Source organism: Bifidobacterium sp. W8110 (genome assembly GCF_016101375.1).
GTDB classification, from domain to species: Bacteria; Actinomycetota; Actinomycetes; order Actinomycetales; family Bifidobacteriaceae; genus Bombiscardovia; species Bombiscardovia asteroides.
Map to the genome: position 1 here is coordinate 223,810 of NZ_JACFQO010000001.1, position 12,359 is coordinate 236,168.

Here is a 12,359-nt window from a genome sequence, read left to right on the forward strand (position 1 = left end):
GCCAATGGTTGCACAGCAAGAACAGCCGACCACAGCGAGCCGCAAGCCGGATTCGGCCTCCAAGGGGCGCGTCACCCGAGTCCAGGGTTCGGTCATCGATGTGGAGTTCCCGGCAGGCCATCTGCCGGACATCTACAATGCCCTGACCGTAAATCTGAGCAAGTCTTCGGACACCGAGGGCGAATCGCTGACCACCATCATGCTGGAGGTGGAGCAGCACTTGGGCGATTCCACGGTCCGTACCGTGGCTCTGAAGCCCACCGACGGCCTGGTTCGAGGCGCCACTGTCACCGATACAGGCGGGCCCATCATGGTGCCCGTGGGTGACGTGACCAAGGGCCACGTCTTCGACGTGGCCGGCAACATCCTCAACAAGAAGGAGGGTGAGCAGATCAAGGTCACCGAGCGGTGGCCCATCCATCGCAACCCGCCCGCCTTCGACCAACTGGAGTCCAAGACCCAGATGTTCGAAACCGGCATCAAGGTCATCGACCTGCTGACCCCCTATGTGGAGGGTGGCAAGATCGGCCTGTTCGGCGGCGCAGGCGTGGGCAAGACCGTGCTCATCCAGGAGATGATCCAGCGCGTGGCGCAGAACCACGGCGGTGTCTCCGTCTTCGCTGGTGTGGGCGAGCGCACCCGTGAGGGCAACGACCTGATCGGCGAGATGGACGAGGCCGGCGTGCTGGAGAAGACCGCACTGGTCTTCGGCCAGATGGACGAGCCCCCGGGGACCCGTCTGCGCGTGCCTCTGACCGCCTTGACCATGTCGGAGTATTTCCGCGACGTGGAGAACCAGGATGTGTTGCTCTTCATCGACAACATCTTCCGGTTCACCCAGGCCGGCTCAGAGGTCTCGACCCTGCTGGGCCGCATGCCCTCAGCCGTGGGCTACCAGCCCAACCTGGCCGACGAGATGGGCGCCCTGCAGGAGAGGATCACCTCCACCAGGGGCCACTCCATCACCTCCCTGCAGGCCATCTACGTGCCGGCCGATGATTACACCGACCCGGCTCCTGCGACCACCTTCGCCCACTTGGACGCCACCACCGAGCTCAGCCGTGACATCGCCTCCCAGGGCATCTACCCGGCTGTGGATCCGCTGGCGTCCACCTCCAGGATTCTGGACCCACGCTACGTGGGACAGGCCCACTACGACTGCGCCAACAGGGTCAAGGCCATCCTGCAGAGGAACAAGGAGCTCCAGGACATCATCGCTCTGATCGGCATCGACGAGCTGGGCGAGGAGGACAAGACCACCGTCAACCGCGCCCGCAAGATCGAGCAGTTCCTGGGCCAGAACTTCTATGTGGCCGAAAAGTTCACCGGTCGCAAGGGCTCCTACGTGCCTGCGGACGAGACCATCGAGGCCTTCACCCGCATCTGCGACGGCGCCTATGACGACGTGCCCGAGCAGGCTTTCTCCGGCATCGGCGGCATCGACGATCTTGAGCACAAGTGGCATGACATGCAGAAGGAATACCGGTAGTCATGGCGGACACAGGCAAGGCCTCCATGCAGGTCAACATCGTCTCGGCGGACAGGCCGATCTGGTCGGGCCAGGCGCGGTCGGTCACCGTGCCCGGCACCCAGGGGTCCATGGGCATCATGCCCGACCACGAGCCGGTGCTGGCCCTGCTGCAGGAGGGCAACATCCGGGTTCAGGCCACCGATGGCGGTCGTCAGTCCTTCCATGTGGATAGCGGATTCGCCTCTTTCGACAGCAATAAGCTGACCGTGGCCGTGGATCACTACCTGGAGGATGCCGATCAGGGACAGCAGTCCTGACTTCCTTTCCTCTTCCGCCCGGCTGGCGCACTCGCATCGGCCGGGCTTTTTCTTTCTCGGCCGGAACGGCGACTGATATATTGGCACCTGTGCGAATCATTGTTGCCGACTGCTCCGCCGAATACTCCGGGCGTCTCAATGCCAGCCTGCCGCCGGCCAGGCGCGTTCTGCTGATCAAGGCCGACATGAGCTGTCTGATCTTTTCGGAACTGGGCTCATACAAACCCCTGAACTGGATGTGCGCCCCCTGCACCATCAGGGAGATCGAACCCGAGGAGACAAGCGAGGACGTCCTGGGTGTCAAGGCTGATTCAGTGGCCGGAACGGGGCCGGACGAGGTAGCCGAAGCTGCCGCGCCCGATGCGCTGATCGCCCAGGAGCAGGATCAGGACCAGGCTCGGCCTGTCCGTAAGGTTCTGCGTGTTTCGGCCGTGAAATCCAGCGACGTGCTGACCATCAGTCTTTACCAGGTCTATGCCGACGACAGCTATGACCTTGGCGTGGACCCCGGATTGGTCAAGGACGGTGTGGAAGCACACCTGCAGCGCTATCTGGCCGAACAGATCGACCGGATCGGCCCAGGAGCCACCCTGGTTCGCCGGGAGTATCCCACGCCCATCGGCCCGGTGGACATCATGGCCGTGGACGGCCAGGGACGGCATGTAGCCATCGAGATTAAGCGGCATGGCGGCATTGACGGGGTGGAACAGCTGACCCGCTACTGCCGCCTGCTCAACCGCGACCCCCTGCTGGCCCCGGTCCGCGGGATCTTCGCGGCCCAGACCATCACCCCCCAGGCCAGGGTTCTTGCCGAGGACAGGGGATTCGAGTGCCTGATCCTGGACTACGAGGCCATGAAGGGCGCTGACAGCGACGAACTGACCCTCTTCTAAGCCGGTTTTCGGTCTTAAACAACATGTATGTAAGATAGCTCACATATATCCTCTCTTAGGCCTGAAAGACTTGAAAGACTACTAGATATTGGGGTTGGTGGCCTGACACGCCACTACAGGTGGTATTGTGCCAGCGCCTGGGAGTGTGTAGAGTGCAATCATCAGGTTCCGAGCAGAGGGCTATAGAGCTCGGAACATCACGGCTGCATTTAAGGGAGAGGCGATCATGTCCATCACGGTCTACACCAAGGCGCACTGTCCCCAGTGTGATGCCACCAAGCGTCAGCTGACCAAGCAGGGGCTGGAGTTCGAGCAGGTGGATTTGACCGAGGATCAGACCTTGATCGACCAGTTCATCGCCCAGGGATTCAAGCAGACCCCAATCGTAGTCACTGACCAGGAGACGTGGAGCGGGTATCGCCCCGATCTGATCAGGAAGGTAGCACAGAGCGCCAAGGTTTTTGCCTGATCAAAGCACTCGGAGCCCGGTTCACGAATATGTGAATCGGGCTTTTTTGATGGCTTGGTGAGCAGTCGGGTTCATAAAAACCCGGTGCGCGCCTACAAGTTTTCGGCAGGTACGATCTGCAGGTGTCGGTCAGCCTTTGCCGACCTGGGCCATCTCGTTCGTACCGTCCAGTTGCTGTATGAATTGCCGACAGCCCGGATGGCTTCAGCATGATTGCGAATCGCCGTCCAGGTTGCTGTGATAGCGGATGATAACGCGGTATCCGGTATTCGTATATCCAAAAGCAGAGAAAAGCGGCTCGTCTTCTCTAGGATTGTCGACCATGTGCCACAGTCAGCGGGAAGCGGGCGAGAAGCAGTGAAGAGGAAACGATGAACAGGACGCGAGCAAGTAGGGAGGTGAGGGCATGAATTGGACCTTCATGGCGCAGAATCTGCACTTCTTCGTCAACGCGGCCTATGTAACTGTCTTCATCTCCTTCTTTGGCGTGGTGTTTTCCATGCTGATCGGGCTGGTCTGTGCCGGGCTGGAGGTCTTCAGGATCCCCCTGCTCTCGCAGGTGGCCAGGATATACATCGAGCTGTCAAGAAACACCCCGCTCCTGGTTCAGCTCTACTTTCTCTATTTCGGGTTGCCCAAGCTTGGGGTCAACTGGAGCGCCCAGACCTGCGCCATCGTCGGGCTGGCCTTCCTGGGTGGCTCCTACATGGCCGAGGCCATGCGTGGCGGGCTGGAAGCGGTGCCTCAGGTGCAGATCGAGTCAGCCCGCGTCCTGGGATTCACGCGAGCTCAGACCCTGTCCAGGATCGTGTTGCCCCAGGCCCTGAGCAGCGCCATACCGGGCGTGGTGGCCAACATCATCTTCCTTATCAAGGAATCCTCGGTGGTCTCGGCCATAGCTCTGGCCGATGTCATGTATGTCACTAAGGATCTGATGGGCACCTCCTACGACACCTACGAGTCGCTGACCCTGCTCATCGTCACCTATCTGGTCATCCTGCTGCCCATCTCCGTCATCGGCACCGTTCTTGAACGGAGGTTCGACTATGCACGGCGTTGAGGTGCTCTTCCAGCCAGGGGTCATGCCCAGGCTCTTCCAGGGTCTCTGGGTGACCGTCTGGATAGCCGGCGTCTCGGTCCTGCTCTCCCTGCCCCTGGGGTTGGTGGTCGGATGGCTGATGACCCTGCGCAACCCCCTGATTCGCTTTCTGATGAGGATCTATCTGGACTTCATCCGCATCATGCCCCAGCTGGCTCTGCTCTTCATCGCCTTCTACGGGTTGTCCAGGGCATGGAACCTGAATCTGGATGCCACCGGCGCCTGCCTGCTGGTCTTTGTGCTCTGGGGTGGGGCCGAGCTGGGCGATCTGGTTCGCGGGGCCCTGGAGTCCATCCCCCGCACCCAGGTGGAGTCGGCCTACGTGTTGGGACTGGGGTCCTGGCAGACCTTCTCCAGGATCATCCTTCCCCAGGCCCTGCGCCGGCTGTTGCCGGCAAGCGTCAACCTGGCCACCAGGATTGTCAAGACCACCTCCCTGGCCGCCCTGCTGGGCGTCATCGAGGTCATCAAGGTCGGTCAGCAGATCATCGACGCCAACCGTTTCGCCTATCCCCAGGCGACCCTCTGGATCTACGGGGTGATCTTCTTCATGTATTTCTTCATCTGCTGGCCCCTGTCCCTGGTGGCCCGGCATCTGGAAAAGAGGTGGGCCCATGACTGAGGGGCAAACGACGGCGAACCAGCCACAGGACAAAGAGGAGGAGCGGGCGGTGCTGACCGTCGAGCATCTGGTCAAGCAGTATCCGCAGGCGCAGAGCCCTGTGCTCAATGACATCTCCTTCCAGGTGCCCAAGGGCAAGGTCTTTGTGGTCCTGGGACCCTCTGGCTCAGGCAAGTCCACCCTGCTGCGGACCATTGCCGGGCTGGAGCCCATACAGGGCGGCCGGATCTTTCTGGACGGTCAAGTGGTGGAGACCGGTCACCCCCTGGGCAAGCACAGGGGAGGTGCTGGAGGCCTGATGTCGGGCAGCCGCAGCTCCGACCTGCGTACCAGGATCGGTATGGTCTTTCAGAGCTACGACCTCTTCCCCAACAGGACCGTGCTGGACAACGTGACCCTGGCACCCGTCCTGGTCCAGAAGCGCAAGCGGGACCAGGCACGTCAGGAGGCACTGGAGCTGCTGGATCGGGTGGGTCTGGCCGACCGCCGGGATGCCTGGCCCAGCCAGCTTTCGGGAGGTCAGCGGCAAAGGGTGGCCATCTGCCGGGCCCTCATCCTCCACCCCGAGATCATGCTCTTCGACGAGGTGACCGCGGCTCTGGACCCTGAGATGGTACGCGAGGTCCTCCAGGTCATTCTGGAGTTGGCCGACCAGGGGCTGACCATGATGATCGTCACCCACGAGATGGCCTTCGCCAGGGGCATCGCCGACCACATCGTCCTTCTTGATGGAGGCGCCTTGGTTGAGCAGTCCGACGACCCGGAGGCCTTCTTCACCCACCCGGCCACTGACCGGGCGCAGCGCTTCCTGTCCACCTTCACCTACGAGCGCAGGCGGGATCAGGACCAGGATCAGGAGTCCCAATGAGGACTGCGCATATTCGTCCGGCGGCCTTCGCCGGAACCGTCCCCAGGGGCGGCCATAGGAAAGAGAACAGGAAAAGAGGGATCATGACCGCAAGGGTAATGAACCGATTGATACGGACGGCGCTGGCCACGGGGGCGACGATTGCGATGATGGCTTCCATGGCGGCCTGCGGCCCTTCGGCGGCCACCCCCAGTGACGCTGGAAGCGGCTCGGCAAGCAGCTCCGGCTCTTCGGCGGCATCCGGGTCCGCGCGCACCCCGGAGCAGATCACCAAGTCCGGCAAGCTCAAGGTGGCGGTCTTCACCGACAAGGCCCCCTTCGGCTACGTGGACAAGGACGGCAAGAACCAGGGCTACGACGTGGTCCTGGCCGAGCGCCTGGCCAAGGACCTGGGCGTCAAGCCCGAATACACATCGGTGGATCCGGCCGCCCGGGTGGACGTGCTGTCCAGCAACAAGGTGGACGTGGTTCTGGCCAATTTCACCGTCACCGATGATCGCGCTCGCAAGGTGGACTTCGCCAAGCCCTATATGAAGGTCTTCCTGGGCGTGGTCTCCCCGGATTCGGCGCCGATCAAAGATGTCAAGGAGCTGAACGGCAAGACCCTGATCATCGCCAAGGGGACCACGGCTGAGCCCTACTTCGAGCAGCACTACCCGGAAGTCAAGCTGCAGAAGTATGACCAGTACGCCGATGCCTACAACGCTCTGCTGGACCACCGCGGCGATGCCATGAGCACCGACAACACCGAGGTGCTGGCATGGGCCAAGGCCAACAAGGGCTTCTCGGTGGGCATCACCAAGCTTGGGGACGAGGCGGTCATCGCCCCGGCCGTGCGCAAGGGGAACAAACCCCTGCTGGACTACATCAATAAAGAGCTGGTCAAGCTGGGCCAGGAGCGGTTCTTCCATGAGGACTACCTCAAGACCCTGGAGCCGGTCTACGGCAGCGCGGCCAACCCCGACGAGATTGTGGTCGAGGGCGGCAAGGACTGACCCGACCGTCTGGTTTATGACAGGGGCCCGTACCCATCCGAATGCGACTGGATGGATCGGGCCCCTGTCTGTCTGAGTTGTGGGATTGCCGGATCAGTAGGCGGCCAGGATATCGACCACGAAAATCAGGGTCGAATTGGCTGGGATGCTCTGCTGTTTCTGGCTGCCGTAGCCCAGCTCGGGCGGAATGACCAGAAGGACCTGAGAGCCTACCGTCTGGCCGGCCAGACCCTGCTGCCAGCCCTTGACCACCTGATCCAGGCTGAAGTCGCTGGCCTGCCCCCGGTCCCAGGAGGAGTCGAACTGCTTGCCGTCGGATGCCAGCCAGCCGGTGTAGTTGGCGCTGACGCTCTGATGCTCGCCGACCTTGGCCCCCTCGCCCTTGATCAGGGTCTGGACGACCAGTCCTCCCTTGGGCTGGTAGCCGTTGAGGTCCAGGGAGGGCTTGCCCTTGTCGTCAAGGCTTATCTTGGGCAGGTCGCTGGGCAGGTCGGTCACCTTCTGACCCTGGGCACGGGTCAGGTTCTTGGACCGGGAGACGAAGGTCAGGGCCATGATATAGGAGTCGGTCGCCTGGCTGCTGCCGGAGCCCGACTCATCTATGCCCACGGCCACGGTGGAGTTGACCTTGAGGCCCTTGAAGGTGTCATAGTAGGCCGGGATGGCTTTCTTGCTGACGACGATGGAGCACTCCGGGCTGCTGTTGTCCCAGGTGGAGTTGATCACCTTGCCGGTCTTGGCGTCCAGGGCCAGGCTCCTTGTGCATACGCGATCCCCATCGCGGATGACCTCGCCATTGCCCTCCTGGATGACCTGATGGGTCTGGTTCTCGACCTTAAAAGGAGTCTTGAAGCTGATGTCGGGCTTGCTGCCAGGTTTGCCACTGGCTGATACGCCCTGCATGGTGTCGCCCGAGTGCCCGCCTCCGTCGGCTTTACCGCTACAGGCCGACAGTCCAAGACATAGAGTCAGAGCGGTTATGGCGCCCAACAGACGCTGGCTGCCTGATTTTCTTGCGATGATGGTCATGGAAGACCAGTTTAGGGCTTATGGGTGATTTCCCGGTGCTGGAAACCATCTCATAGGGTGCCGACGGTAGAATGTCGATAATATGGAGCAAGTACCCGAGGAAAAAGATGAGATGACGCGGCCTGACAAGCCATCGCGTCACAGCATGATCATGCGCGGCATCGTCACCCCCATCTTCGGGCTGCTGGCTGTAACGGCCATTGTGCTGGGTATTCTCAACGGCACGGTCTGGAAGCCTTCGGCTCATGTTGATGCGCATGCGCGTACGAAGGCAGCCTACGTAGTGACCGATCCAGGTGTGCTTCCCCTGGTGGACAACAGAGTGACCATGCGTGTGGATGCGGCGTCGACTGGAACCGCCGCGTCCGCAGATCGGAATTCGCAGAAGCCTACCGTCTGTATGGCCCTGACCACTGCCAAGGATGCGGCTGGTTGGACGGCCGGACATGATGTGGCCCGGGTGCGCGGTCTGGATGATTGGCAGACCCTGTCCGTCGGCAGGGACACCAGCCCTGGCAAGGCCGTCAAAAGTGATCCGGGCGTGGCTTTTCAGGATTCGGACATGTGGAAGCAGGTCACCTGCTCCGACAGCAGCGTTTCCATGTCCCTGAAGACCGATGATCCGCAGGCAGTTCTGCTGGTCGCAGTTTCCCAGGGTTCCCCCTCCCTTGGGCTGGAGATGCTTTGGGAGCGGGACAAGCTGCCCAACTTCGCCATGCCTTTCTACTTCGCCGGCGGGCTTCTGGCCCTGCTGGCCGTTCTTTCAGCCACGGTCTTCGCCATGGATCCGGTCAAGCGCCGCAAACAAATCGAACCTGAACAGGAGACTGAGGAGCCTCCTGAGGTCAGTGTGATCCAGGCCCTGGGAAGCGCCATTCTGCCTGGTCTCGGAAATCGGCATAGTCCGGCTTCAGGGCGACGTCTTCGTCACGCTCGTGGCCAGGCGCGGCAGGGGGATCCAGGACCCCCGCCCAGGCCGCCGGTGGTGATTGATCCGCGCAACCGGAATCTGGTCGCTGACCAACAGGAGGGCGGCGACCGGAGAGCCGACGATGAGTCGTCCACCAGGGTCATCAGCAGTCAGGAGATGGCCTCCTACCTGGCCAGGCTTGCCCACGAGGGGGAGGAGGAGCGCCCATGAGTATGAACAAGCCGATGAACAGGGTAGGGGTTGCAGCGGCACTGGCCTTGTCCCTGGTCCTTTTGCCGGGGCTGTCCGCCTGCGAAGGGCAGGTTCCGCAAACCAGCCGGACCGAACCTCAGAGCACTGCAACCACAGCTCCCGCGCCCAACCTGACCCCGGCCCAGGAGGCCCGTATCCGTAAGAACATCGGGGCTGTTCTGGATCAGGCCAACGAGGCCAAAGACCCGGCCGGGTTGGACCAGCGGGTCAGCGGCCCCCAGTTGGAGATCCGCACCAGCGAGCTGACCATAGCCCGGGCCACCGGGCAGTTGGATCCCAAGACGACCATCCCCACCACCATCGCCCAGACGGTCATCCCCGGCGATCCGGGCTGGCCACGTTCGGTTTTCTCGATTACCACCACCACGCAGGATCAGCAGTCCAAGCGCCTCCTGGTTCTGGATCAGGAGTCCGCCCATGAGAACTATAAGCTCTGGGGTGTGGCACGGCTCTTCCAAGGAGCCCAGCTGCCCAAGTTCCCGGTGGCCACCATCGGTGCCAGGATGGGGCAGGGCGACGATCAGGGTCTCAAGGCCACGCCGGTGGAGGCCGTGCGCCGCTATGCCGACCTCCTGCAGAATCCCCAGGGCAGCAAATATGCCAAGGAGTTCGCCCAGGATGACTTCCGCAACTCCCTGGGTACGCTGACTCAGGTGGTCCAGCAGGGGATTCAAGCCAACAAGGGTAGCCAGTCGCAGACCTTCACGCCGGCGCAGGGACAGCTGCGGGTCATGCACTCCTCCGATGGAGGCGACCTGGTCGTGGCCCGGATCGATTCGGTTTGGATCAGGCAGGCGGGTGAGGGCCGCGAGTCCTCGCCCGCATCGGATGCCGAGAAGGCCCTCTTTGGACAGGGCAAGCCCACCAGCACCATGAAGGTCACCTATGTCAACGTGATCGCCCTCTACGTGCCCTCGGCGGACTCGCATGAGCCCATTAGGGCCGTGGGCGCCGAGCGTGAGCCCATCAAGGTGGAAGCGGTCTGAACGGCGGGATTGCGCTAGGTGAAAGCCCGGACTTTAGACTAGATTGGCTTCCAGGAGTTTGCATTCGAGGGCGGACCGAAGCTGCAGTCGGCGGCCGCCAGGTTAAGGAGGACTGACATGGCGAACAAAAACGGGCAGGGGCAGCCGGGCGTCTCGCTGGCAGGAGCAGTCGACCTGGGCGCACTCAAGCACCAGGTTGATGCCGAGCCAGGCCAGCAGGGAGGGGCGCCCGCTGCCGGCGGCTACGTTATCGATACAACCGAGGCCAGTTTCCAGGCCATGGTTCAGACCTCTGCCACCTTCCCCATTCTGATTCTGCTCTGGGTACCCACCGATGACCGCCTCTTCCCCCTGGCCACACGTCTGGCCCAGGCCGTCAACGCCCTGGAGGGGCGCATTCAGCTCTCCCGTATCGACATCGCGACCAATCCGCAGATCGCCCAGACCTTCCAGGTGCAGGATGCCCCGGCCCTCTTTGCCCTGTTGGCCGGCAGGCCCATGCCCATCCTGCAAGGACTGCCCACCGATGAGGAAATGAACCAGATCACCGATCAGCTCATCCCACAGGTGGTCCAGATGGCGCAGAAGGCCGGCATCACCGGCAGCGCCCCCTACCAGGAGACCAACGACCAGGCACAGGACCAGCAGGCTGGTCAGGCAGCGGCCGATGCCATCCCGCCTGCCCATCAAGAGGCCCACCGGCTGGCCCAGGAGGGCGACTATGCAGCTGCAGCCGAGGCTTACGGCAAGCTGGTCCAGGCAGATTCGACCGACGATCTGGCCAAGCGCGAACAGGCCAAGTGCCTGCTGATGGCCCGGTCAGCCCAGGCCGATGTTCGCAAGGTCCGTCAGGCGGCTGCCGATGCCCCTGACGACTTGCAGGCTCAGTTGGATGTGGCCGATGTGGACATGATCGGCGGCCAGATCCAGGACGCCTTCGATCGCCTGCTCGATTTTCTGGCCGGGCACCGGGATCAGACCGATCCCATCCGCCGCCGTCTGCTGGAGTACTTCGTCATTCCTGAACCGACCGATCCTCGGCTGGCCAAGGCCCGTCGTCGTCTGTCCACGCTGATGTACTGATCAGGCTACCGGGTACTGGCATTGGCCGGTAGCCTGATCAGGATTCTCGGTTCCCGTCGAAGTTGGTAAGGAAGCGTGGTCCGCTGGCCTTTAGCTCCCGGTCGAAATCAGCCGCCCAGTTGCCGAAGGGGTGGTCAGCCAGTCCGTCGTTGGAGAACCGCGGGTCGTCGGTGATTTCCGTGGCGCAAAAATCAGGGATGGTCAGGTCGGTCACCGGCCCGGTCCGCTCCACCTCGGCCACCACCAGGGGGGCGTTCCCATCCCCGAAGACATCCAGGTTCCACCAATCCTCATCCAGCCAGACCCCATACCGGTTCTTGACGATGGGAATGCCGCCCCGCAGGATCAGCTCCAGGGCGATTCCCGGATCGATGGCCCGTTCAGCCTCGTAGCGGGTGCCGCCGACGGAGGGCCCCTTGGCCGTCATTGAGGCAGCGTCGAAGTGGTCGCCTTCCTCAAGCAGGGTGTGGAGGGCATCGGTCCGGGCCGTCATGGGCACCACCGGATCCACCTGGCCCTGCAGACGCACACGAAGAGCGAAGTTGTCCTCATGCACGTAGTAGCTCTGCACAATCAGGGTCGGTCGGCTCTCCCCGAGCAGCTCCCGGGGAAGGTCCCGGCAGAAGAATCTGCGCTCGAACTCGAAATCGTCCTCGTCTTCATTCACGCCCATGCATCCCATGGTACGGTAGGCCGGGCGCGGCCACCATCTGCTGTTCATGACCCATTCGGGTTGTCCAGGTATGTGAAGGCCGCTTGTGATGGCTGGGTGAAGGAACTACAGTGGAGTCTATCCCGAGAGAAGATCATCCGGGAATGTTGGCGGCTTCGCGCCACCGCATGAGGATGCAATGGCGCAACCGGGGCGGTGGCACGAAGCCTTGCCATCACGATACCCACGAAACGCCTGAAATCCTGGGGTAACACGCCGATGTCGGCATGAGCTTAACCGACACGTGAAGACGCGCATGGGTGCGAAACTGTGCAAAATGTCCTAGTATGGTCTCTGTTGTCCACTGGAAAGTGGTTGTCGGGTTCGTAGCTCAGCGGATAGAGCGTCTGTCTCCGGAACAGAAGGTCGAGGGTTCGAATCCCTTCGAGCCCACCAGGATACAATCCCTGCAGCAGGGAGAGCGCAGGGATTTTTCTTTAGACGATCTTGTCTGTCACAATGACCGAGATTGCGGCATCTACTGGATGAGGTAAGCGCACTCCTGGCGTCACGATATGTGTGGTGAATCACTAAGCTTTTGAGGAACATGGCCCTCGGCCCGCTTGTGTCTTCGTTTCCAGGTGCCATAGTAAAAGGGTAAGACCGAACGTCGGGGAGGATCGACGCTTCCG

The 12,359-nt window shown here is 62.0% G+C and carries 13 protein-coding genes and 1 tRNA gene; 12 read left to right on the plus strand and 2 right to left on the minus strand.

Annotation, left to right across the window (positions count from 1 at the left end; all coding sequences use genetic code 11):
* The first annotated feature begins 4 nt into the window (after nt 1-4).
* The 8 genes from atpD to H3T88_RS00930 all read left to right on the plus strand — a co-directional run bounded on the left by atpD (nt 5) and on the right by H3T88_RS00930 (nt 6,734).
* Nucleotides 5-1,489, plus strand: coding sequence for a F0F1 ATP synthase subunit beta (gene atpD / locus H3T88_RS00895; RefSeq protein ID WP_029678175.1), 1,485 nt, complete (start codon nt 5-7; stop codon nt 1,487-1,489).
* Nucleotides 1,490-1,491: 2 nt separating this feature from the next.
* On the plus strand, nt 1,492-1,788 hold the full coding sequence (locus tag H3T88_RS00900) for a F0F1 ATP synthase subunit epsilon (RefSeq protein ID WP_015022480.1): 297 nt from the start codon (nt 1,492-1,494) through the stop codon (nt 1,786-1,788).
* Nucleotides 1,789-1,877: 89 nt separating this feature from the next.
* On the plus strand, nt 1,878-2,681 hold the full coding sequence (nucS, locus tag H3T88_RS00905) for an endonuclease NucS (RefSeq protein WP_198203236.1): 804 nt from the start codon (nt 1,878-1,880) through the stop codon (nt 2,679-2,681).
* Between the two features lie 226 nt (nt 2,682-2,907).
* Nucleotides 2,908-3,150, plus strand: a complete 243-nt coding sequence (gene nrdH / locus H3T88_RS00910; RefSeq protein WP_015022478.1) for a glutaredoxin-like protein NrdH — start codon at nt 2,908-2,910, stop codon at nt 3,148-3,150.
* Between the two features lie 406 nt (nt 3,151-3,556).
* Nucleotides 3,557-4,210 (plus strand): amino acid ABC transporter permease, encoded by a 654-nt coding sequence (locus H3T88_RS00915; protein WP_110417682.1) that lies wholly within the window; start codon nt 3,557-3,559, stop codon nt 4,208-4,210.
* Nucleotides 4,197-4,871: an amino acid ABC transporter permease gene (locus H3T88_RS00920; RefSeq protein ID WP_015022476.1), complete on the plus strand. Its 675-nt coding sequence runs from the start codon at nt 4,197-4,199 to the stop codon at nt 4,869-4,871. The genes H3T88_RS00915 and H3T88_RS00920 overlap by 14 nt, the downstream gene beginning before the upstream one ends.
* Nucleotides 4,864-5,739: an amino acid ABC transporter ATP-binding protein gene (locus tag H3T88_RS00925; RefSeq protein ID WP_232347048.1), complete on the plus strand. Its 876-nt coding sequence runs from the start codon at nt 4,864-4,866 to the stop codon at nt 5,737-5,739. Before H3T88_RS00920 ends, H3T88_RS00925 begins: the two co-directional genes overlap by 8 nt.
* Nucleotides 5,740-5,837: 98 nt before the next feature.
* Nucleotides 5,838-6,734, plus strand: a complete 897-nt coding sequence (locus H3T88_RS00930) for a cysteine ABC transporter substrate-binding protein (protein WP_415873721.1) — start codon at nt 5,838-5,840, stop codon at nt 6,732-6,734.
* 93 nt (nt 6,735-6,827) lie between these two features.
* Here the strand turns inward: H3T88_RS00930 and H3T88_RS00935 are convergent, their stop codons facing one another.
* On the minus strand, nt 6,828-7,763 hold the full coding sequence (locus H3T88_RS00935) for an FKBP-type peptidyl-prolyl cis-trans isomerase (protein ID WP_198203238.1): 936 nt from the start codon (nt 7,761-7,763) through the stop codon (nt 6,828-6,830).
* A gap of 112 nt (nt 7,764-7,875) precedes the next feature.
* On the opposite strand from H3T88_RS00935, the gene H3T88_RS00940 reads away from it, so the two are divergent.
* The 3 genes from H3T88_RS00940 (at nt 7,876) to H3T88_RS00950 (ending at nt 11,015) form a co-directional block, all read left to right on the plus strand.
* A complete protein-coding gene (locus H3T88_RS00940) occupies nt 7,876-8,904 on the plus strand; it encodes a hypothetical protein (RefSeq protein ID WP_198203239.1) in 1,029 nt (342 codons plus the stop codon).
* Nucleotides 8,905-8,906: 2 nt separating this feature from the next.
* A complete protein-coding gene (locus H3T88_RS00945; protein ID WP_110417678.1) occupies nt 8,907-9,932 on the plus strand; it encodes a hypothetical protein in 1,026 nt (341 codons plus the stop codon).
* 117 nt (nt 9,933-10,049) lie between these two features.
* Nucleotides 10,050-11,015: a co-chaperone YbbN gene (locus H3T88_RS00950; protein WP_110417677.1), complete on the plus strand. Its 966-nt coding sequence runs from the start codon at nt 10,050-10,052 to the stop codon at nt 11,013-11,015.
* A 37-nt stretch (nt 11,016-11,052) separates the two neighbouring features.
* Here the strand turns inward: H3T88_RS00950 and H3T88_RS00955 are convergent, their stop codons facing one another.
* Entirely contained in the window at nt 11,053-11,682 is a 630-nt protein-coding gene (locus H3T88_RS00955) for a hypothetical protein (protein ID WP_033510829.1), read from the minus strand.
* A gap of 365 nt (nt 11,683-12,047) precedes the next feature.
* Here H3T88_RS00955 and H3T88_RS00960 point away from each other — a divergent pair.
* Nucleotides 12,048-12,123 (plus strand) — tRNA-Arg (locus H3T88_RS00960).
* Nucleotides 12,124-12,359 lie beyond the last annotated feature (236 nt).